This is a genomic window from Streptococcus sp. 5004, from assembly GCF_013276755.1.
In the GTDB taxonomy this organism is placed as follows: Bacteria; Bacillota; Bacilli; order Lactobacillales; family Streptococcaceae; genus Streptococcus.
Genome location: NZ_VMLP01000009.1, coordinates 18,043 through 38,026 on the forward strand (window position 1 = coordinate 18,043; position 19,984 = coordinate 38,026).

At 41.1% G+C, this 19,984-nt stretch carries 21 protein-coding genes and 10 tRNA genes; 1 reads left to right on the forward strand and 30 read right to left on the reverse strand.

Annotated features, from left to right (window positions below; genetic code table 11):
- Positions 1–23: 23 nt before the first annotated feature.
- The 12 genes from comGG to tgt all read right to left on the reverse strand — a co-directional run bounded on the left by comGG (position 24) and on the right by tgt (position 9,909).
- Positions 24–437 (reverse strand): competence type IV pilus minor pilin ComGG, encoded by a 414-nt coding sequence (gene comGG, locus HT685_RS04015; protein WP_057488050.1) that lies wholly within the window; start codon positions 435–437, stop codon positions 24–26.
- Positions 415–876 (reverse strand): competence type IV pilus minor pilin ComGF, encoded by a 462-nt coding sequence (gene comGF / locus HT685_RS04020; protein WP_173227095.1) that lies wholly within the window; start codon positions 874–876, stop codon positions 415–417. The genes comGG and comGF overlap by 23 nt, the downstream gene beginning before the upstream one ends.
- The gene (gene comGE, locus HT685_RS04025; protein WP_000413380.1) at positions 839–1,141 is read right to left on the reverse strand and encodes a competence type IV pilus minor pilin ComGE; all 303 of its coding nucleotides are present in this window, start codon (positions 1,139–1,141) and stop codon (positions 839–841) included. Before comGE ends, comGF begins: the two co-directional genes overlap by 38 nt.
- Positions 1,104–1,538, reverse strand: coding sequence for a competence type IV pilus minor pilin ComGD (comGD, locus tag HT685_RS04030; RefSeq protein WP_050207886.1), 435 nt, complete (start codon positions 1,536–1,538; stop codon positions 1,104–1,106). Before comGD ends, comGE begins: the two co-directional genes overlap by 38 nt.
- Complete coding sequence (comGC, locus tag HT685_RS04035; protein WP_166731555.1) at positions 1,501–1,824, reverse strand: comG operon protein ComGC; 324 nt, start codon at positions 1,822–1,824, stop codon at positions 1,501–1,503. Before comGC ends, comGD begins: the two co-directional genes overlap by 38 nt.
- Position 1,825: 1 nt before the next feature.
- Positions 1,826–2,842 (reverse strand): competence type IV pilus assembly protein ComGB, encoded by a 1,017-nt coding sequence (comGB, locus tag HT685_RS04040; protein WP_173227125.1) that lies wholly within the window; start codon positions 2,840–2,842, stop codon positions 1,826–1,828.
- Positions 2,790–3,731 (reverse strand): competence type IV pilus ATPase ComGA, encoded by a 942-nt coding sequence (comGA, locus tag HT685_RS04045; protein ID WP_173227099.1) that lies wholly within the window; start codon positions 3,729–3,731, stop codon positions 2,790–2,792. The genes comGB and comGA overlap by 53 nt, the downstream gene beginning before the upstream one ends.
- A gap of 76 nt (positions 3,732–3,807) precedes the next feature.
- Positions 3,808–4,173, reverse strand: a complete 366-nt coding sequence (locus HT685_RS04050) for a DUF1033 family protein (RefSeq protein WP_000286413.1) — start codon at positions 4,171–4,173, stop codon at positions 3,808–3,810.
- 151 nt (positions 4,174–4,324) lie between these two features.
- Entirely contained in the window at positions 4,325–5,383 is a 1,059-nt protein-coding gene (locus tag HT685_RS04055) for a zinc-dependent alcohol dehydrogenase family protein (RefSeq protein WP_000649461.1), read from the reverse strand.
- 162 nt (positions 5,384–5,545) lie between these two features.
- Positions 5,546–6,697 carry an N-acetylglucosamine-6-phosphate deacetylase gene (nagA, locus tag HT685_RS04060; RefSeq protein WP_173227101.1) on the reverse strand — a complete coding sequence of 384 codons (1,152 nt, stop codon included), beginning with the start codon at positions 6,695–6,697 and terminating at the stop codon, positions 5,546–5,548.
- 151 nt (positions 6,698–6,848) lie between these two features.
- Entirely contained in the window at positions 6,849–8,666 is a 1,818-nt protein-coding gene (locus tag HT685_RS04065; RefSeq protein WP_173227103.1) for an acyltransferase family protein, read from the reverse strand.
- A 100-nt stretch (positions 8,667–8,766) separates the two neighbouring features.
- The gene (tgt, locus tag HT685_RS04070) at positions 8,767–9,909 is read right to left on the reverse strand and encodes a tRNA guanosine(34) transglycosylase Tgt (RefSeq protein ID WP_001285237.1); all 1,143 of its coding nucleotides are present in this window, start codon (positions 9,907–9,909) and stop codon (positions 8,767–8,769) included.
- A 116-nt stretch (positions 9,910–10,025) separates the two neighbouring features.
- On the opposite strand from tgt, the gene HT685_RS04075 reads away from it, so the two are divergent.
- Positions 10,026–10,883 carry a DUF975 family protein gene (locus tag HT685_RS04075; protein WP_173278953.1) on the forward strand — a complete coding sequence of 286 codons (858 nt, stop codon included), beginning with the start codon at positions 10,026–10,028 and terminating at the stop codon, positions 10,881–10,883.
- A 25-nt stretch (positions 10,884–10,908) separates the two neighbouring features.
- Here the strand turns inward: HT685_RS04075 and pcp are convergent, their stop codons facing one another.
- The 18 genes from pcp to HT685_RS04165 form a co-directional block, all read right to left on the reverse strand.
- Positions 10,909–11,553 (reverse strand): pyroglutamyl-peptidase I, encoded by a 645-nt coding sequence (gene pcp / locus HT685_RS04080; RefSeq protein ID WP_173227107.1) that lies wholly within the window; start codon positions 11,551–11,553, stop codon positions 10,909–10,911.
- A 110-nt stretch (positions 11,554–11,663) separates the two neighbouring features.
- Positions 11,664–12,026, reverse strand: a complete 363-nt coding sequence (locus HT685_RS04085; protein ID WP_173227109.1) for a DUF1304 domain-containing protein — start codon at positions 12,024–12,026, stop codon at positions 11,664–11,666.
- Positions 12,027–12,036: 10 nt separating this feature from the next.
- Positions 12,037–12,462 (reverse strand): MarR family winged helix-turn-helix transcriptional regulator, encoded by a 426-nt coding sequence (locus tag HT685_RS04090; RefSeq protein WP_173227111.1) that lies wholly within the window; start codon positions 12,460–12,462, stop codon positions 12,037–12,039.
- Between the two features lie 319 nt (positions 12,463–12,781).
- Positions 12,782–13,945, reverse strand: a complete 1,164-nt coding sequence (locus HT685_RS04095) for a LysM domain-containing protein (protein ID WP_173227113.1) — start codon at positions 13,943–13,945, stop codon at positions 12,782–12,784.
- Between the two features lie 162 nt (positions 13,946–14,107).
- Positions 14,108–14,731, reverse strand: a complete 624-nt coding sequence (locus tag HT685_RS04100; protein WP_173227115.1) for an HAD family hydrolase — start codon at positions 14,729–14,731, stop codon at positions 14,108–14,110.
- A 3-nt stretch (positions 14,732–14,734) separates the two neighbouring features.
- The gene (locus HT685_RS04105) at positions 14,735–16,015 is read right to left on the reverse strand and encodes an MATE family efflux transporter (RefSeq protein ID WP_173227117.1); all 1,281 of its coding nucleotides are present in this window, start codon (positions 16,013–16,015) and stop codon (positions 14,735–14,737) included.
- 60 nt (positions 16,016–16,075) lie between these two features.
- The gene (gene thrC / locus HT685_RS04110; protein WP_173227119.1) at positions 16,076–17,560 is read right to left on the reverse strand and encodes a threonine synthase; all 1,485 of its coding nucleotides are present in this window, start codon (positions 17,558–17,560) and stop codon (positions 16,076–16,078) included.
- 75 nt (positions 17,561–17,635) lie between these two features.
- Positions 17,636–18,913 carry a gamma-glutamylcysteine synthetase gene (locus HT685_RS04115; protein WP_173278954.1) on the reverse strand — a complete coding sequence of 426 codons (1,278 nt, stop codon included), beginning with the start codon at positions 18,911–18,913 and terminating at the stop codon, positions 17,636–17,638.
- A 103-nt stretch (positions 18,914–19,016) separates the two neighbouring features.
- Positions 19,017–19,100, reverse strand: a tRNA-Leu gene (locus HT685_RS04120).
- Positions 19,101–19,109: 9 nt separating this feature from the next.
- Positions 19,110–19,181, reverse strand: a tRNA-Gln gene (locus HT685_RS04125).
- Between the two features lie 13 nt (positions 19,182–19,194).
- Positions 19,195–19,267 (reverse strand) — tRNA-His (locus HT685_RS04130).
- 14 nt (positions 19,268–19,281) lie between these two features.
- Positions 19,282–19,352 (reverse strand) — tRNA-Trp (locus tag HT685_RS04135).
- A gap of 4 nt (positions 19,353–19,356) precedes the next feature.
- Positions 19,357–19,437: transfer RNA gene (locus HT685_RS04140), tRNA-Tyr, on the reverse strand.
- Between the two features lie 12 nt (positions 19,438–19,449).
- A tRNA-Phe gene (locus HT685_RS04145) sits at positions 19,450–19,522 on the reverse strand.
- 3 nt (positions 19,523–19,525) lie between these two features.
- Positions 19,526–19,599: transfer RNA gene (locus HT685_RS04150), tRNA-Met, on the reverse strand.
- Positions 19,600–19,609: 10 nt separating this feature from the next.
- Positions 19,610–19,699: transfer RNA gene (locus HT685_RS04155), tRNA-Ser, on the reverse strand.
- Positions 19,700–19,781: 82 nt separating this feature from the next.
- Positions 19,782–19,855: transfer RNA gene (locus HT685_RS04160), tRNA-Ile, on the reverse strand.
- A gap of 34 nt (positions 19,856–19,889) precedes the next feature.
- A tRNA-Gly gene (locus HT685_RS04165) sits at positions 19,890–19,960 on the reverse strand.
- Positions 19,961–19,984: the final 24 nt, after the last annotated feature.

Genomic DNA, 19,984 nt, shown 5'->3' on the forward strand with positions numbered 1-19,984 from the left:
TTAGCACAAAGTAGCTTGATTGGCTAGAAATTCTCTTTCTTTTCAGGCTTCTCTTCTGATTTTTTCTTCTCCACTTTTTCGCTTGAATCGGTCGCTACCTCTTCCTTTTTATCTCTTTTCTCTTCTTTAATTTTGACGGAAGGAAAGATAAATTCATATTGGCTCTTAGGCGTACGAACCGTCGTCACCAAGTTTGTTTTCTTATTTTGATAACTCACCTGACCCAGATTAAAGGCCTGTTCCCCACTTTCTTGCTCAACCTTATCTTTGGTTCGCTTGGCCATGGCAAAAGCAACCAACTTTTCTTTATTTAAAGCATAGTCTTGATAGTGGGCGACTTGTCGATTCAAGTAAAATTGTAACAAAAGACTAAAGATGGCTGCCATAGTGACTGCATAGATGAGAACACCTGCCTTAACTTTTTTCTTTTTCCACACGATAGATAAATTCCCTTTCTAAGCCTTTTTGGAACTGGAAACGAAAGCGAACCACTTGATTGTCCTCTGTAATCTGTGCGGATTTGAGGCCATAAACCATCGGCTGATAACCCCGTCCACTGGCATCTGTTTTACGAAAATCGTCTGACTTGGACTTACCGATAGCGATGTCCTTGCCATCTTGCTTCATATAAATGCGATTGCCTTCCACTTTTTCAAACTGCGAACAGTCTAATTCTGCCTCCAACTGGTCCACAAACAAGAGCCACTCTTTTTGCTCGCTTTGTTGCTGGTAGCGAACTTCTGAAATGAGGAGCTGACTCATGGCTTGAAAGAGAAGTAAACTTCCACTGATGACAACCAGGGCAATCAGGGATTCTAACAGGGTAAAAGCCTTGACCTTATGGCTCTTTGATAGCCAACAACTGTTCTGAACCATGATAAACCTCCAATCCCTTTTCACTAGAAAACACCTGAATCTCAACTCCATTTATGTTTACCTGATTTTGACCTGTCTGCAAGGCCATCTTAGCTACCCTCAAGACTTCTTCCTTTTGCAAGATTTTTGCTTCTTCTTGCCTATTCTTTTGAATTTGTCCCAAAAGGAGGGTCGCAATGCTGGCAAAGATAGCTAGAGCGACTACTGCTTCCAGTAAAATCACTGCCCTAATTTTTTGTTTCCTTAATGCGTTTAATTTTTCCATTTCCTAAATATAATTGATAGCGAATCGCTCCTTTACTGGTCTGAAATTCAACCTTAGCCAGAGACGAATTGCCTCCAGCTCGGTCAAATGTAATACTTTGGTCTGATGGTGCCTGAATCCCTTTGGGGACTATCAACTTTTGACTGCCATTGCTAATCGTCTGCCCATCTAAGTTCAGACTAGTCTTTTGCTGACTGGCTACACTGCGTTTTTGAGTTTCCCGATAAAGTTCTTCAAACTCCATAAAGAAAATCTGCTCCTCTACCGCCGCAAAAGTAGACTGGACAGAGCCTGACAAACCCAAGGCAAGGATACTCACAAGTCCCAAAACCAAGAGACTTTCAAGCATGGTAAAGGCCTTAATCCGCGACCGTTTGAGTCTTATTTTGTTTTTCATGATATTCTTTATAAGCTTTAGCCTGTTCTTCTGTGATTCTCCCATCTGCTTGTAACTTACTTAGGCTAGCATCTTCATTTTTTTCCAAACTATAAAGCTCTGCCTGGCTTTCCACCACCTTAACAACAGCAGCTTTTCCTTTGTCGTTGACTGCTTCTTTTTGCTTGGTCAGATTAGGTACAAAGAGCAAGAGAAGCACACTGATGATGAGCAAGACCACCAACATCTCTACAAGTGTGAAAGCTTTAACCTTAGCTTTTTTCAAGAATGTCATCATTTTTTTCATTTTAAAAATTTACCTCCATATTTTGATACATGGGCATGAGCATTGCCGCATAAAGTAAAACGATAATCAGAGCCACAAAGATAAAGACCAGTGGCTGCACCAGATTCATGGTGCGATTGACTCGGGTAAAAAAGGCTTCCCAAGTTTTTTCAGCATAGATTTCCAACTCACTCCCCAGCTTAGACTTGACTTCCCCATACTCGATGATGAGATTCAACTCCTTTTTAAAGAAAGTATAGGTTCCTATAGTCTGAGAAAATTCCTGACCATTTTGTAGGGCTTGAGCCAAATCTCGACCGATTTCTTTAAAGAGTTGGGAACCTTGTTCCTGCATGATCTGAAAAATCTGCATCAGCTCCATTCCCTGCGAAATCATATTCCCCCATTCACGCGCATAATAGGCTGTCAAATAGGTCTGCACAAATATTCCAAAGAAAGGAATGCGTGCTAGGATAGAAAAAACTCGCATCTTAGAACTTCTTTTATAAAAAGTTAGTGCTAAAAGGGCAAGTATGGAAACAAACCCTACCATTCCTAGAAAAATTTGTGGCAGATTGCCGATAATTTGGGTGGCAATATTGCTACTATCCAGTTGTGGTAGTAGGTAGTTCCGTAGCCCCAGCATAATTAAGAGAAGAAATCCCAGCAAAATCAAAGGATAGGTCGCTACTTCAATTAATTTTTTCTTGACCTTGGTCAGATTGTCCAGATATTCTTCTATCTTTCCCAAACTCAGGTGAAGATTGCCATGGACTTCCGCTAGGGATAACTGAGTGACAATAGCACTTGAAAATCCCAAACTTTCCATCATTTCTGAGAATGATTTCCCCTGAGACAAGCCCGTGCGCATCTGAGTCACACACTGCTTGTCCAACAAAGCACTCCTATCTAAAAAGGAAATGGTCTCCACCAGATGAAAACCACTGGAAAAGAGATTGTTAAACAAGGTGATGATATTTTTTTGCTTAGCTGTAGCTAATTTTTTCCGTTTCAGCCTGAAGACTTGTGATATGTCCATCTTCAAGAAGCTGGTCAATCTGCTCATTCCAGCTAGTTGGCTGGTGTTCTTGATAGCCTTTGTTCGCAAAGTCAACGATTCCTCCTCCCCCGATTAATCTCTGATAGCAGACTCCCTGCAGAACGACTGCTAATTCCTCCTCACTCACACCCAACTCCAGCAGGCGCTCATAAACACCTCGAATACTCTTGGCGTGAATGGTTGAAAAGACTGTCGCCCCTGTCAAACTAGCTCTGACCACTGCACGCGCCGTTTCGCTGTCACGAATTTCTCCGATAATCAAGAGATCAGGACGATGCCGTAGGGAAAGCTTAATCAGATTTTCATAGGTCAGTCCGATTGCTTCATTTAGCTGTAACTGGAGCATGTTGTCCTGCTTGATTTCGACAGGATCTTCAATGGACATAACTTGCTGTCCTTTAAAGAGAGATTTAGCCAATTCATGCATCAAGGTTGTCTTGCCACTGCCGACTGGGCCAGCAAAAAGATAAAGTCCCCGTTGCCTGTACTGCTTGCCCAATTCATCAATATCCTGAAACCAAAAATGCAAATCCTGCTCCTCATCATGCAACAAACGAATAACTAAACTCTCATGCCCTCTATAATCGCCTACAGTAGATAGACGTAGAGACGCCATCTTCTGGTCATAGGCATAATCACAGGAACCAAGTTGACTACGTCTCTTTTCTCCAACATTCATACCCGCCACAAACTTAAAGTGACTGATGACGGCCGCAAATTTTTCAAAATCATAACAACCGATTTTACAGCGCTCGTCTCCTACCCTCATATGAAGCTCATAGGCGTCTAACTTGGGGACAAAATAAATGTCTTGCGCTCCTTTTTTCCGGGCTGAACGAATGATTTCTTGTGCAATTTCTTGAACCATACTTACCTCCTCACCTATACTATTCGCAAAGATTTGGAAAAATAAAAAAAGCAACTCCCAAAAAGTTACTTTTTCTCTATTTTAATTTCATACGGCAAGAACGGTGCCTTTCCTTACCTGTTTGTTTTTCATAGCCTGGACGTAATTTTTCATCTGGAATAACCTGCTCATCCTGCAAAAGAGCCAAAGAATGGTATTGTTGTAAATACTCGTCACATTCATCACACCAACGTTGGTCTTCTGGATCCCAAAAAATAGTCATCAAGTCACTTCTACTTTTATAAAGAGGGGATTCTTGTTCCAATCTAAACCAGCAAGTTTTGTAGTATTTGAGAGCATCATAATACTGGTCAAATTTTCTACTTGCTACAATATCTTCTTCCCAACCTTCTAAGAACCACCAAGGTTCAAAATCTCCGTACATTTCTATAACACGATACATATTCATTCATTCCTTTGTACCGTATATTATAACCAATTCCGCCAAACAAGGAAAGAAATATGCTCATTTCTTAATTTTTTTGATAAAAAATCCAGCCATCTGATGGATGACTGAATTTCTATTTGCTTATGTTCCAAAATCTTTTTACTACCTAGGCTTCAGAAATATCGTTTTCGATGATGACCTTAATTGCATGGTGGTCTGCTGCCTTACTGAAGACTTCATAGGCTTTTTCAATTTCACTTAGTTTGAAATAGTGAGTTACCAATTTTTCTGGTTCAATCTTATGACTTTCAAGAGCTTTCAACAATTGTGGAGTTGTATTTGTAGATACCAAACCAGTTGTTACATTGATGTTGCGAATCCAAAGTTTATCCAAATCGAATTCGACTGGTTTACCATGTACACCACAGTTGGCAACTGTTCCGTCTACACCGATAATCTTTTGACAGAAATCAAATGTTGCAGGAATACCAACAGCTTCGATAGCGACATCCACACCACGACCATCTGTCAAATCATAAATTTCCTTAATGGCTTTTTCAGGGTCTGAAGAATTAACCTTGTGAGTCGCACCAAATGATACAGCAGTTTCCAAGCGGTTATCATCTAGGTCTACCATAATCAATTTAGCTGGTGAGTAGAATTGAGCTGTCAAGAGAGCAGCCAATCCAACAGGTCCTGAACCAATAATCGCTACGCTGCAACCAGGTTCTACTTTCCCTTTTAAGACACCAATTTCATATCCAGTAGGTAGAATGTCTGATAGCATAACCAAGGCTTCATCTGACAAATCTTCTGGAGTATGGTAAAGAGTATTATCTGCATGAGGGACACGTAGATATTCAGCCTGCATACCATCAATTAAGTGACCGAAAATCCAGCCCCCTTCGTCTTCACAGTGGGCATAAATTCCTTTTTTACAGTAGTAGCATTTACCACAGGCACAGACACAAGAAATCAAGACTTTGTCGCCTTTTTTGAAATTAGAAACTCCTTCTCCAACTTCTTCAACAATCCCAATCCCTTCGTGACCAAGAATGGTACCACTTTGGCAAGCAGGGACATCCCCTTTGATAATATGGAGGTCTGTTCCACAAATAGTGGTTTTTACGATACGCACAATAGCGTCTGTTGGCTTGCGAATCACTGGTTTGTCAACATCAACAAAAGAAGCAAGTCCAGGTTTAACATAAGTATAGGCTTTCATAAAGCACTCCTCCGTTTTTTTATTTGTATTATTTATAATATAATTGTAAGCCTTTTTATTTACTTGTTCAAGTTATTTTGTGATTTTTTTAACTTTTTTATTTACCAGTAAAGTACCATACATAAAAAAGCAGAAGCTAGTCTCTAACTTCTGCCTTCTCTCTTATGCTTGATATCGTTTCACACCATCTAGATAGGTTGCTACCAATTCCAAATCTTTATCTAATACAATAAAGTCAGCGTCATAGCCTTCACGGATTTGTCCACAAACATCGTCAATATTAACAGATTTTGCTGGGTTAAGGCTAGCCATCATGACCGCTTCGTGTGGATTTGCAATACCCCACTCGACTACATTTCTCATACCATCTTTAAGTTTGAGGATAGAACCTGCCAAATTACCAGTAGATTTGAGACGTGCAGTTCCATTTGCTACTACAACAGGGAATTCTCCCAACATATAGTCACCGTCTTCAAGCCCACCAGCTGTCATACAGTCCGTAATAAGAGCGATGTTTTCTGTCCCCTTTTGCTTAAGTAAAATCTCACAAGCTTTTGGATCTACGTGATAACCATCACAAATCAATTCTGCGTAAGTATGTGGGAGCTCATACATAGCTCCTACCATACCGAGTTCGCGGTGTGTTAAACCACGCATCCCATTATAGGCATGTACCCATACACTAGCTCCAGCATCAACTGCCTTCTTAGCTTGTTCAAATGTCGCATCTGAGTGTCCAAGTGCAACTGTCACACCCTCACCTGTAATAGTACGTACAAAATCTTCCACCCCATCACGTTCTGGTGCAATAGCGATTTTATTTAGCATCCCTTTTGCAGCATCCTGCCAAGAATGAAACTCCTCAACACCCGGGTCTCTCATATAAGTTGGATTTTGTGCCCCCTTAAAAGTTTCTGTGAAATATGGACCTTCATAATAAATCCCACGAATCTTAGCACCTGTTGCTTCTTTATAATGGTTTCCAAGATTTTCAGTGACTGCAAGCAATTGCTCATAAGTGGCTGTTAAAGTTGTGGGCAAGAAACTGGTAACACCGGTACTAAGAAGTCCTTCACTCATAGTGTGCAATGTACCTTCAATGTTGTTGTCCATCACATCTACACCTGCATATCCATGAATATGAGTATCCACAAGACCTGGTGCAATGCTATAACCAGTATAGTCAAGAACCTCTGCTCCTTCAGGAATTTGATCCACATGTTTCCCAAATTTACCATCAATAAGTTCTAAGTACCCACCACGACGAATGCCAAATGGATAGAAAAACTGATCCGCTTTAACGTAATTAGGCATAATAATGACCTCCTTAAAAGATTACTTTTGATATTTATTATGTCAATTACATTATAAACTTTTCTGATTCATTTGTAAATGGTATAGACCTATTTTCTAGAGATATTTTAAAAGAGCTGGATTTCTCCAACTCTTCTCTTTTTAATACAAGTTATTTTGATTTGACCGGCTTGTCTTGAGCTGTTTGCAAGGCTGTGGCAATGGTCTCTGCATACAATTTAGCTCCGGCTTCAATTTTACTAGTGTCACTTCCGAAATGGACTTGGTCTGTTCCTGCCCAGATTTCTGGATGTTCCTTAGCAACTTGATTCCAATCAGCAATGGTGATATAAGGAGTCTTCTCTGCCAATTCTCTCATGTAGGTAGCAGCCTTCTCAACGATTGCATAGGTCTCTTTTGTTTTATCTCCTTCATAAGGTGTCACCAAAATCATATGGTGTCCCTTAGGAAGATTTTTCACGATACTATCCCAATCTTCCTTGTAATTTTCAGGATTATTTACCCCAGTCGCAATGACCACCACCTTTGGTAGAAATTTATTCTGGCTATTGTTGAGCATGATTTCATTGGCGGTCTTGGTTGTTCTGCTGACCTGCGCGTTAATCTGTGCTCCAGGAAGGGCTGTCTGTAGGGCTGTATTTGCCCTTAAAGCCACCGAGTCACCAATTAACATAGTGCCATCAGCAATCCCCAAACTATTTGCATCTGCCCGTTCTGTCATCACCTTGGTTTGGCTAATATTTGTTGCAGCTTGCTTCAAACCATTGACAGTCAAATCTGTCTCAAAAGCTCCCACTTGTGGTGCCAACAAAGTCACTAAGAAGACAATGAAGGCTAAGATTCCTGTACTTGTTGCAAGAATTGCGTGAATATAAGGCAGGGGACGAAGAGTTTGTAAAACAGGTGTGTTCTTGCCTGCAATCCAAGGTTCCAATACATAAAATGAAAGACTGGCAAATCCATAAGAACAAATCAAAGTCAGTAACACAGCAAAAAGATTTGAGGTCAACTGTGAGAAAATGATATAAAAAGGCCAATGGAAGAGATAAACTGCATAGCTAGTATCTGCTAAAAAGCTGATAATCTTTGGCTCCTGCATGTTAGGAGTCTTTTCATGTAAGACACGCGCCACCAGAATCATAGCAAGGGCTGCAAGACTGGCAAGCAAGAAGCCCATAAGATAAGCAAAGAGATAGGTAAATTTGACAAAGAAGGTCAAAATGAGTAAGAAGCCAAAACCTCCTGCAAAAATCAACAGGGTCTTTCGTAAATCCCAGATTTTATCCAACTGCTTAACTAGGGAAGTCGTCTGACGAACGCCTACGATAGTTGCTAACACACTTCCCAAAAAGAATGGATAGACATGAGTTAAACTGGAGAAATAAACAGAGGAATAAGAGGTCACTAGAAAACTACCAATAAACATGGAGAAGAAGCTAATTAAAAAGGCAGCAGCTGATAAGAGAAAAACCATCCCCTTCAACTGACCATTGGATTTAGCCTGTTTGGATAAGAACCAAACTGCCAATCCCCATAGAATATAGTAGTGAACCTCAACTGCCAAACTCCAATTATGAACAAACAAATGGGGAATAAACTGAGATTCATAACTCCCACCTGTTAGGAGTTCATAGAAGTTGGTCATAAAGCCTAAAACACCCGCAATCTGACCCCCAATTCCAGCCACATAATCTTGCCGAACTAGAAAAGTAAAGGGCATGGTTACCAAGACCATCAAAACCACAGGTGGCACAATCCGATAAAAACGTCTCCTAAAAAATCCTATCAAGTCAATCTCGTGATTTTTAGAAAATTCTTCGATAAGTAGAGCCGTAATCAGAAAGCCTGAAAATGTGAAAAAGACATCCACCCCGAAAAATCCTCCAGGAAAGATGGTCTGAAAGAAGTGATATAAGAGTACCAGTAGTAAACCAGTAATCCTAATCAAGGAAAACCATTTAATGCGCATACGAGTTTATTCTCCCTTTCATTATACACTTTATTCTATCAAAAAAAGAAGAAAAATCCCAAGAGAAAACTTAGGATTTTTAGCTTATATCAATTCCATTTTAGAAATTACGGCCTGACTTATTGTAGCCATATTTTTCCACAAAATACTCACGGAATTCCAAGAGATTGTCATCCATAATGGCTTGTCGAACTTGCTTCATCAGGTTAAGCAAGAAGTAAAGATTGTGGTAGCTAGTCAAGCGGATACCAAAGGTTTCATCAGCCTTGAGCAGGTGACGAAGATAAGCGCGTGTATAGTTCTTACATGTGTAGCAATCACATTCAGGATCCAGTGGTGTAAAGTCCTCAGCAAACTGGGCATTTTTGACAACCAAACGTCCCTGACTGGTCATACAAGTCCCATTACGAGCGATACGAGTCGGTAAAACACAGTCAAACATATCTACACCACGAATCACCCCATCAATCAAGCTATCTGGCGCTCCGACACCCATCAAATAGCGAGGTTTGTTTTCAGGCAGCAGTTGAGTTGTAAAGTCCAAGACAGCATTCATCTCTTCGTGGGTTTCTCCCACTGCCAAGCCACCGATAGAGTAGCCTGGAAAATCCATGCTGACAAGGTCATGAGCTGATTGGCGACGCAGGTCTTCAAATCCAGCCCCCTGCACAATTCCAAACAAGCCTTGGTCATGTGGACGACGATGAGCTTTCAAACCACGCTCAGCCCAACGGCTGGTACGCTCGATTGATTTCTTAACGTAGTCGTATGGTTGATAAAACTGAGGACATTCATCAAAAGACATCATGATGTCTGAACCCAGATTGTTCTGAATAGAGATGGCTTTTTCTGGTGATAGGAACATCTTAGAACCATTGAGATGGTTTTTAAAGGTTACCCCTTCTTCTGTGATATTGCGACTATCTGCTAGAGAATAGACCTGGAAACCACCACTATCTGTCAAAATAGGCTGGTCCCAGTTCATAAACTTATGAAGACCGCCTGCGCGTGCGATGAGTTCATCTCCAGGGCGAAGCCAGAGATGATAGGTGTTTGATAGGATAATTCCCGAACCCATCTCCTTCAATTCTTCAGGTGACTGAGTTTTGACAGTGGCTTGAGTTCCAACTGGCATAAACATAGGCGTCGGGAAGGTACCGTGGGGAGTGATGATTTCTCCCAGACGAGCTCCTGTGTGTTTTTCTTTCTTAATCAAACGATATTTGATTGGTGAATCTGACATTTTTTACCTCCGAAGCTGGGAAAGACAGTCCCAGTTCATACTTTGTGCCCAAGGGCATACTGTATGATTTTATCAAAAAAAGCCGGAACTGTCACGAACTATGGTATAATGAGAGAATGAAATACCCAAAAATTGATTTAAAAACCATTCGTCTGCAGGCCAGACAATTTCAGGCTGAAAATCCCCGCCTCTTTCTCGTCTATCTCTTACCTAGCATGCTGGTCATCTTGTCTGGCTTCCTCAATCCCTTAGAGCGCATTAACGAGAGTGTTTTAGAACAACCCTTTTTAAGCGTGTTTGGCCATGTATTCCAAGCCTACCTTTTTCCGCTATTAGTCTCCTTTATCGGAGCTATTCTTCTAACCAGTTCAGTCTATACAACCCTAAAACTCATCAAGAATCCAGATACAGAACTATCCGTCAAAAATAGTCTTACTCTCTTTAACGAAGTACACTTTTCACAGACCTTTTTGACTCTACTTCTCAAACGTTTCTATCTCTTCTTATGGAGCATTCCTAGTTTGCTTGGGATTTACCTCCCTTTTTACAGTAGCTTTCTAGCAAAGAAATTCGTTGCAATCCATCCTGAATTTCCCAATCTAGATCTCTCGTCAGTTGAAACGGAGCGTTTCCTCATGACCTTTGGTCTCTATTTTCTAGCAAGTATCCTCTTGATGATTGTCGGAAATAGTCTCTATATTCCACAATACTATGCTTATTCACAGGTAGAATTTCTCCTCTGTGACACCCTAGACTTAGGACAAGCTAAACCAGGGCAAATACTTAAAACCTGCCGTTTCTTAATGAAAGGTTACAAATTTCAGCGCTTTGTCCTAGACTTACAACTCCTTCCTTGGTATTTCCTCAATTGGATTACCTTTGGAATTGCTAGTTTCTCACTCCTACCCTACATTCAAATCAATAAAATAATTTTTTACCGAGCAGTATTGGCTCGAAAACGTCCAAAAGCTTGAAGGTTTTCCCTCAAGCTTTTTTCTATCAATGAATTTCTCCGCCTACCAACTTGAGATCCTGATCTCCATGTTCGATAATGGCGCCGATTGCTGCTTCTATCCCTCGCCTAATATCCACTAAACTCATAGCTGGAGTGGTCGGTCGATTCACCACCTGTTCCATCATATAAGGAATATGCATAAAACCTGCCTTAACATGTGGAAATTTATTTTCTACCAAATAGAGTGCCTGATACATCAAATGATTGCAGACAAAAGTCCCTGCAGTATTGGAAACAGAGGCCGGCAAGCCCTCTTTTTTTATAGCTTGAACCATCGCTTTAATCGGCAGACTACTAAAGTAGGCCGGAGCACCGTCTGGGCGAATGGGAAGGTCAATCGGTTGATTACCCTCATTATCAGGAATCCGTGCATCATCTTGATTAATAGCTACTCGCTCAGGTGTCAAGCTAGATCTTCCACCCGCTTGCCCGATACAAAGGACAAAGTCCGGTTGATAGCGGTTCATCTCTTCTTCCAATACTTGGGCCGATTTGTGAAAGACTGTCGGTACTTCTAGCCAACGAACCTCAGCACCATGGATTTCAGCTGGTAAACCTTTAATAGCCTCCAAAGCTGGATTGACCTTTTCCCCTCCAAAGGGCTCAAAACCTGTCACTAATACTTTCATTTCTAACTCCTCAAAACCAATTCAATGAGACTTTTTCTTAAATCAAGTATAACATATTTCCCTTATTCTGGAGTGAAAAGGACTAGAGAGACTAAGATTGACCTTTGAACTTATTTAAAGAGTAAAATACTGATCAAGGCCAAAATAGCTGGTCCGCCTTGCTTTAAAATAATTTTTTTATCTGCTGTGAGAGAGCCATAAGCCGCCGCTCCAATCACAAATAAAACAAAAATAGTCACAATTTCTAAATTCTGTGAGAAATAAATTCCATACAAGAGAAAGACTCCTAGCAAAGCATTATAAATCCCTTGATTTTTAAACAATGAAGTTACTGACGGACGAGCCAGTTCTTCCTTGTCCATGTTAAAGACACGACTAGTCGCATCTGATTGCGTTGCAATACTTTCCAAATAAAAAATGTAAAAATGCTCCAAAGCAACGATTGTTGCTAAAATGATTGTAATAATTGACATCTATTTCTCCTTAAATTTCTATATTTTCAATGCCCAAAACCAATTTATTTAATAAACGGCTGAGTTCTGTTCTTTCAGACTCTGTTAAGATACTTTCCATCTCTTCCTTAACCTTGATATGTTTCAGAGGGGGATTCACCACTAACTGCTCCTTGGCATACTTCGTAGCCTCTACCAACACTTCTCGCTGATTTTCAGGATTACGATGACGCTCCACTAAACCTTCCTTTTCCAGAATTTTGAAATGTCGGGTCAAAGCAGCCTGATCAATCTTCAAACGCTCCTGAACTCCCATTTGATTACAGGGAGAATTCTCCAGCAAAAACAGTAAAATCTGATACCGTGTCAAACTAATCCCAAGTCTTTTTTCAAACAATTGCGTACTCGCTTGCTCAGACAAGCGGAGTTGATACAGTAAATCTTGAATCTCTATCATTTCTTTCTCCTTTCTATTGATTCATCAATACTTGACTAATCAATTATAATATAAAGTAAAATAGATTGCAAGAATGTTGCTTAACTCATTACAAGATGGTAACTTTCCATTTTCCATTCATATTGATACTCAATGAAAATCAAAGAGCAAACTAGGAAGCTAGCCGTAGGTTGCTCAAAGCACAGCTTTGAGGTTGTAGTTAAAACTGACGTGGTTTGAAGAGATTTTCGAAGAGTATGACAAAGAAAAAACGAACGAGACTCGCTTCCTATCACGAAAGCTATATCTCATTCGTCAAAATGATATTACAAAGTCTGGTTTATCCATTCATTGAAACGTGAACGTGGTCATAGTGGTTTTCTGTCACGCTACCACGGTCTGGCATTGGGTTCCAAGTATTAGCTGGTCCATATTTGCTATCGAATGGAGCATAGAAACGTTGTTTCCAGATGATATAACTAATACCACGGCTAGCCATATTTTGAATAGCGTATTCCGCAATCTTATCCCCTAGTTCTGAGCTTTCTGGCACCATAAAATCGATAGCCAAACCTTTTCCATGATCTCCACTGTCTCCTGGACGGTAACCACTAAAGGATGTGATGCCAAACAAGTTGGCAATTTCTTCTTTAAAGGCAGCTGTTTGTGGTTGAAGGCCTGCATTTTCAGATTTCGCTACTGCAAGTCCAGCATAATCGGGCGCTGCTGGAGCTGTGTAAGTTGTTGAAATTATTTTCGTCTCTTCTGGTTGATAAGTAGAAACTGTTGGTGCAGCTTCACTTGACGAGACTTCTTTTTCTTCTACTGGAGTTGTAGTTGTTTCTACCGTTGATTCAGCTTGAGGGCCTGTTTGTATTTCCTGCTTCTCAGCTAGAGTCGCTGCTCGAGGAGCTTCTTCTGCAATTGCACTGCTTGTTTCGGCTGTTTGCTCCTCTGAAACAGAAGTTCCTGTAGATAGCACGACTTCTTCTGAAGCAGTCACTGTCTCTGTAACTTCTGAACTTGTTGCTACTTCTTTTGTACTTGTAGTTTCTACCGCTTTTGGAGTTTCTGCAATCGGTTGAGAAAGATCTGCAACTTGAACAGTTTGATCATCAACGGTTACTTGATTAGTTGTCAAATCTGCTGTCGCAGTTGTCACTTCCTCACTAGAATCTGCTTGAGGAGTTTGGATTTCAACTTCCGTTACTTCTTCTGCTTCATTGACAGTCGTTGTCAAAACAGTTTCTGGGAAAATCAAGTCCATATTCGTGATTTTATTCAAATTCGCAAGAACTGTGACATCTACACCCAAGGCTTCTGCAATGGTGCTTAAAGTATCACCATACTGAACTGTATAACTTGTTTTGTTGTCCGTTTTAGTCAAATCGTTTTGGATTTGCTCAACACTACGTGCAGTCCAAAGAACTTCTTCTGCTTGAGTTACCAATACTGGGGCAAATGACAAAGCTACTGTTGAAGCTAATAATATTCTTTTCTTCATTCTTTCAAATTCCTTTCAAATGAGTACCTGTCTATCATAACACAAAAAGAGCAGAAAAAAAGCCCTCTCGGGCCTATTTAACAGAACTGTCTATTCCTTGTAACAAACTCAGTTACTTGAAATAGTTTGTTAGGTCTCTGTCACAAAACTGACACAATCTTTTTATCGCTCAACCTTAAAAAAACGGGAAATATCTGCTAACGCTTGAATCCTGTGATTGCCTTCATAAGACGACTCTAAAAAGTTAAGACTTTGAATCCCACTATTCTGGGCAAATTCCACATCCAGAGTCCGATCCCCTATATAATAGGTTTTCTCAGGATCCAACTGATACTTGTCTAACAGATAGGTAGCCGCTTCCGGATTAGGCTTGCGTGCAAAGCCACTCTGACTGGTTAGAATCTCTGTAAAATAAGATTCCAAACCCAAGTCTCTGAGAATGGTAAGAGCATTGTCTCCCTTATGAGTGTAAACAAACTGCTGAATTCCTGATTCCTCTGCCCAAGCTAGCACATCACGCGCACCTGGCATTAAGACTACCTGAGCATTCTTCTCAGCCAGACTCTGAGCACGCACCTGATTTAGCACTTCCACATCCAGTTTTCTCTCTTCCGCCACCTGCACAAGCAAATCCTGCACCGAATACTTGAGGATAAACTCTCTCACCTGCTCCTTATCATAAGGAATAGAAAACTGAGCAAAAGTTTCCTCAATCCCTGACAAAATTGCTTCGTAAGAGTCCAATAAAGTCCCGTCTAAATCCCAAATAAAAGCTGTTTTTTGCATTTCCTATCCTTTCAATCTCATATAGCGCTGGTAACGATAGCGTAGAAATAACCAGCGAAAACCATTATCCAAAAGGGTTCCGGCCCAAATACCGGGCAAGCCCCAACCAAGCACAATCCCCATCAGATATCCTGTTCCAATGCGGATACACCACATTCCTATACTTGTCGCATAAAAGGGAAGCCGAGCATTGCCCAAACCCTGCCAGACTGCTGTATAGATGACTGTTCCTATCGTCATAGGAGTACCAAGTAGTGAAAACAGTGTCACTAGGACACTAGCCTCAACCGCTAGAGGATCAGTTGTATAGAGATGAGTGAGTGGTATACCCAAAGCATAGATACTGAAGGTCAAGGGTAACATGAGGACCAGAGAGAGCCAAAAGGTTTGCTTGCTCAAACTAGCGACTCTTTTCCAATCATCTTCTCCAACCGCTCGAGCCACTTGTATGACTGTTGCTGTAGCCACACCAAAGGCAGGCATATAGTTAAACTGGGTCAAGACTTCTCCGACTGCATTCCCAGCCACTGCCTCTGTTCCAAAAGAAACGACCAAGGCAATGATAACGACATCACCAGCCCGCATCATGAGACGTTCTCCAGCTGCTGGTAAAGCCAAGGTCAACAGTTCCTTATCTAAACCAAAAGTTGGCTTCGCATAAGGCAGTTTTAATTGTGACCATAAAATCACAAGACCTACCAAACGAGACAGAATTGTCCCCCAAGCAACACCAGCTATTCCCATATCAAGAACAAAAATAGCTAGACTTGAAAAAAGAATATTCAAGGCATTTGACAAGAGACTAACATAAAGAGGTAAACGTGGGTTATGCGTTGCACGAATCAAGGCTCCCAGACTAGTCATCAACCCCAAGAGAACAATCGACCCTCCTACCAAAGATAAGTAGAGTCCACCACTCTCAGCTACATCTCTCTCCGTCCCCAAAAGTCCTATCATCTCTTTCCCAGCGAAGATGGACAAAGCTCCTAAAAGGAAACTTAATAGTAAGGTAATCTTCAAGGCCTCAGTCACATGATAGGCTAGCTTAGACTGATCCTTCTGCCCCAAACTTTTTGAAATAACACTGGAAATAGCAGCTCCCAGAGCGATGAAAATCGCCTGATAAATCGTAATAATATTACCAGCTACTGATACACCCGAAATAGCTATCAAGCCCAAGTGGGCTACCAGATAACTGTCCACCATCCCCATGAGCATCTGCAAAAAGTTTTCGCCCATAGCTGGCAAGGCAATATTAAGAATGTCTTTATTTTTCTTAAACAATCCTTCCTCCTGATGAAAAGAAACTCAGTTGGTTTCCCAACCGAGTTTACTCCCTCTGTCTTAAAGTCCTAGATAAGCCTCAACCGCTGCTTGCATATCAGCAGCTGCCACTGTTGTCTTGTGACGAACTGGAGCTGTTTCAAGGCCATCAACCGCTGGTGGCACTGCCACTCCTGAAATGTCATGTAATTGAGCCAAGGCTTCAAAGTCAGTTAAGCCTGCTTTTCCTGTTACCGCTTCTACTGCAACTACTGGGAACTTGTATGGACTAGCTGTTGAAGCAATCACTGTCTTAGTCGCATCGCCAGTAGCAGCTTGGTATTTCTTATAAACTGCTGAGGCAACCGCCGTATGTGGATCCTCGATATAAGAATCTGACTCATAAACACGCTTGATTTCTACCGCTGTTTCTTCCTCAGTCGCATATTCTGCTGCAAAGAGTTCAAGAATCTCTTCATCAAAATTAGTCAACTCATATTGACCTTGGCTATTCAAAGCATTCATGAGTTCTGCTGTCTTAACCGCATCATTACCCAAAAGATGGAAAATCAAACGTTCCAAGTTTGAAGATACCAAAATATCCATAGATGGACTAGTTGTTACCTTAAACTCACGCTTCTTGTCGTAAACACGTGTCTTGAAGAAATCTGTCAAAACATTGTTGTCATTTGAAGCACAGATTAATTTACCAACTGGCAGACCAATTTGCTTAGCATAAAAGGCAGCCAAGATATTTCCAAAGTTTCCTGTTGGTACGGTAAAGTTGACCTTATCACCAGACACAATCTCACCAGTCTTGACCAACTGAGCGTAAGCATAAACATAGTAGACAATTTGTGGCACCAAACGGCCAATATTCATAGAGTTAGCCGATGAAAATTGCAACTTGTTGGCCGCTAATCTTTCACGAAGAGCCACATCGTTAAACATATGCTTGACGTTAGTTTGCGCATCATCAAAGTTACCATCAATAGCGATAACATGAGTATTGTCGCCAGTCTGAGTGGTCATTTGCAACTCTTGTACCTTGCTGACACCATCCTTTGGATAAAAGACGATAATCTCAGTACCAGGAACATCCGCAAACCCTGCCATAGCAGCTTTCCCAGTATCACCAGATGTCGCTGTTAAGATGACAATCTTGTTCTCCAAACCATGCTTCTTAGCAGCTGTTGTCATAAAGTATGGCAAAATAGACAAGGCCATATCCTTAAAAGCAATTGTTGAACCATGGAAGAGTTCCAAATTGTATTGTCCATCTAATTTCACTAATGGTGCGATAGCTGGAGTATCAAACTTGCTATCGTAGGCATTATTGATACAGTAGTCCAACTCTTCAGCTGTAAAGTCATCTAAAAATGCTGACAAAACAAGCTTAGCAACTTCCTGATAAGAAGCATCTTTCAATTTGTCAAAGTCCAAATCTACTTTTGGATAAGTAAGCGGTGTAAATAAACCGCCGTCCGTCGCCAAACCTTGCAAAATAGCTTGGCTGGCAGTTACTGTATTGTTGGCATCACGCGTTGATTGATAAACTAATGTCATTACTCTCTATCCTTTATCTATAGTCTTTTCCATTATATCATGATTTTTCAGAAAATTCTCCCCTTATAAGAGAAATTATAGGCTCAATTCTTCTTTCAAAGGCTGTAAGTAGGTCATTTCTTGCTTATTTCTCATCTTCAGACCTTCCTCAGCTAACAGAAGTAAGTCTTTGGAAATTTCAATAATCGCAGTTTCTTCCTCATCTGTAAGCTTCTTCTTAGAAAATTGTCGTCTTAAAAACTTATAATTTCGTCCAAATTCTTTAAAGAAAGGTGCTGTTTCTAAGTAAGCTTCTAACTTATCTAAATTAACTAATAATCCCAAGTGAAGGGCGGCAGAAGCGAAGGTTTTATCTAGAGGCTGAGTACACACACTACGAAACTCAACTGTTCCGCGAGTCGTTAAGTCCTGGTATTGATAACTACGATGGGTTTCAAAATCCTTCTCTTGAGGATAAATAAGCACCTCATCCCCATTAAGTGCATATGCTTGGATTTCAGGCGTAGCCAAATAGTCCCTTGCCTGAATCGGATAAAAATAATAGGTTTGTTCATCACGTTCCGCAGTAAAAATCGCAGAATGATTTAGATAGGCAAAAAAATCCTCCTCATCATCAAAGAGTCTAGCATTGACACCGACATTCTCTGGATAGATGCCATGCATCGATTCTTCCCAGAAAATATCCCTTGCAATTTTCGTATCCCAATCAGCACCCGAAAACTCAGAGTTTGCAAATAAATAAGCCTTAGCTGCTTCAATTTGGGTAAAAGCATTAATCACCCGTAGGTAGTTAGACTTTGAAACATCCAGCTGGACCTGACTCCCGCAGATAAAAGCACCATATTCAGGGAAATGATGTAAGTCTGATTTAGTAATATTTCTACTCAAATTCAAATAATCCATCAACATCTGATAGCGTGGATAAGCCACTGGACAATTCTCATTTTTATCCCAGTCAGGATGAATACCACAGCCAACAATAGCATGGTTTGATTCAGCTAACTTTTTCTGAATTACATCCATATAATTGTTGAAACGATTTTCGATCTCTTGAATCGTTTCAGCCTTGCCAAATGCAAACTCAATCGTAGTATAGGAAACTTCAAATAAAATAGCATCCTGACTTACTGGATCTACTAACTGGATAGGATTCCCAAAATCATCTACCTTTTCGATAGTAAAATCAAAAGAAGAAACTAAATATCGGAATAAGTGCTTGGTAACTTCAACATCTGTAGCAGCTCCTTCCAAGTTTACAACAGGATATTCCAGCTCAATCCCGACAAACAATTCAGGATTTTCTTTAATATTTTTCAAATATCGATGTTTTAATAAATCGATAGAACGAGACATACTTCCCTACACTTTCATAATCTAAATAAATTTTGAATAACTATTATACCAAAAATAATATAAAAAGGAACGAAGATTTACAACGTTCCTTAATGCTATACTATACCGGCGGCCGGGGTCGAACCGGCACGTCCTTGCGGACACTGGATTTTGAGTCCAGCGCGTCTGCCAATTCCGCCACGCCGGCAAATAGTAACTGGGGTAGCTGGATTCGAACCAACGCATGAGGGAGTCAAAGTCCCTTGCCTTACCGCTTGGCTATACCCCAATAATATAAAATAGGCGAGTGATGGGGATCGAACCCACGCATGCCAGAGCCACAATCTGGTGTGTTAACCACTTCACCACACCCGCCATAATTCTATTAACACGGGCAGTAGGAATTGAACCCACACTGAAGGTTTTGGAGACCTTAGTTCTACCTTTAAACTATGCCCGTAAAATGGAAGGGGAGGGATTCGAACCCCCGAACCCGAAGGAGCGGATTTACAGTCCGCCGCGTTTAGCCTCTTCGCTACCCTTCCAAAATATATAAATGGCGCGAGACGGAATCGAACCGCCGACACATGGAGCTTCAATCCATTGCTCTACCAACTGAGCTACCGAGCCTTATTGCGGGAGCAGGATTTGAACCTACGACCTTCGGGTTATGAGCCCGACGAGCTACCGAGCTGCTCCATCCCGCGCTAATACAAAAGGAGGATGTGGGATTCGAACCCACGCACGCTTTTACACGCCTGACGGTTTTCAAGACCGTTCCCTTCAGCCGGACTTGGGTAATCCTCCAAAATAGTTTATACGGGAATAAACCCGTGTCCTCTTAGCGAACAGATAATATTACAATTCTCTAGTAATGGACTAAACACTATGGGCACGAGTGGACTCGAACCACCGACCTCACGCTTATCAGGCGTGCGCTCTAACCACCTGAGCTACGCGCCCAAGTCAAAAACTTGGTACAAAGAACAAAGTTCAAAGCGGGTGACGAGAATCGAACTCGCGACAACAGCTTGGAAGGCTGTAGTTTTACCACTAAACTACACCCGCTAAAATGGGAGTTAACGGGATCGA

What these genes read in the sequence shown, in the direction of transcription:
- comGF (WP_173227095.1), bottom strand. Translation starts at nt 876, where the DNA reads ATGGTTCAGAACAGTTGTTGGCTATCAAAGAGCCATAAGGTCAAGGCT.
- comGE (WP_000413380.1), bottom strand. Translation starts at nt 1,141, where the DNA reads ATGGAAAAATTAAACGCATTAAGGAAACAAAAAATTAGGGCAGTGATT.
- comGD (WP_050207886.1), bottom strand. Translation starts at nt 1,538, where the DNA reads ATGAAAAACAAAATAAGACTCAAACGGTCGCGGATTAAGGCCTTTACC.
- comGC (WP_166731555.1), bottom strand. Translation starts at nt 1,824, where the DNA reads ATGAAAAAAATGATGACATTCTTGAAAAAAGCTAAGGTTAAAGCTTTC.
- comGB (WP_173227125.1), bottom strand. Translation starts at nt 2,842, where the DNA reads ATGGACATATCACAAGTCTTCAGGCTGAAACGGAAAAAATTAGCTACA.
- comGA (WP_173227099.1), bottom strand. Translation starts at nt 3,731, where the DNA reads ATGGTTCAAGAAATTGCACAAGAAATCATTCGTTCAGCCCGGAAAAAA.
- HT685_RS04050 (WP_000286413.1), bottom strand. Translation starts at nt 4,173, where the DNA reads ATGTATCGTGTTATAGAAATGTACGGAGATTTTGAACCTTGGTGGTTC.
- HT685_RS04055 (WP_000649461.1), bottom strand. Translation starts at nt 5,383, where the DNA reads ATGAAAGCCTATACTTATGTTAAACCTGGACTTGCTTCTTTTGTTGAT.
- nagA (WP_173227101.1), bottom strand. Translation starts at nt 6,697, where the DNA reads ATGCCTAATTACGTTAAAGCGGATCAGTTTTTCTATCCATTTGGCATT.
- HT685_RS04065 (WP_173227103.1), bottom strand. Translation starts at nt 8,666, where the DNA reads ATGCGCATTAAATGGTTTTCCTTGATTAGGATTACTGGTTTACTACTG.
- tgt (WP_001285237.1), bottom strand. Translation starts at nt 9,909, where the DNA reads ATGTCAGATTCACCAATCAAATATCGTTTGATTAAGAAAGAAAAACAC.
- HT685_RS04075 (WP_173278953.1), top strand. Translation starts at nt 10,026, where the DNA reads ATGAAATACCCAAAAATTGATTTAAAAACCATTCGTCTGCAGGCCAGA.
- pcp (WP_173227107.1), bottom strand. Translation starts at nt 11,553, where the DNA reads ATGAAAGTATTAGTGACAGGTTTTGAGCCCTTTGGAGGGGAAAAGGTC.
- HT685_RS04085 (WP_173227109.1), bottom strand. Translation starts at nt 12,026, where the DNA reads ATGTCAATTATTACAATCATTTTAGCAACAATCGTTGCTTTGGAGCAT.
- HT685_RS04090 (WP_173227111.1), bottom strand. Translation starts at nt 12,462, where the DNA reads ATGATAGAGATTCAAGATTTACTGTATCAACTCCGCTTGTCTGAGCAA.
- HT685_RS04095 (WP_173227113.1), bottom strand. Translation starts at nt 13,945, where the DNA reads ATGAAGAAAAGAATATTATTAGCTTCAACAGTAGCTTTGTCATTTGCC.
- HT685_RS04100 (WP_173227115.1), bottom strand. Translation starts at nt 14,731, where the DNA reads ATGCAAAAAACAGCTTTTATTTGGGATTTAGACGGGACTTTATTGGAC.
- thrC (WP_173227119.1), bottom strand. Translation starts at nt 17,560, where the DNA reads ATGACATTAGTTTATCAATCAACGCGTGATGCCAACAATACAGTAACT.
- HT685_RS04115 (WP_173278954.1), bottom strand. Translation starts at nt 18,913, where the DNA reads ATGTCTCGTTCTATCGATTTATTAAAACATCGATATTTGAAAAATATT.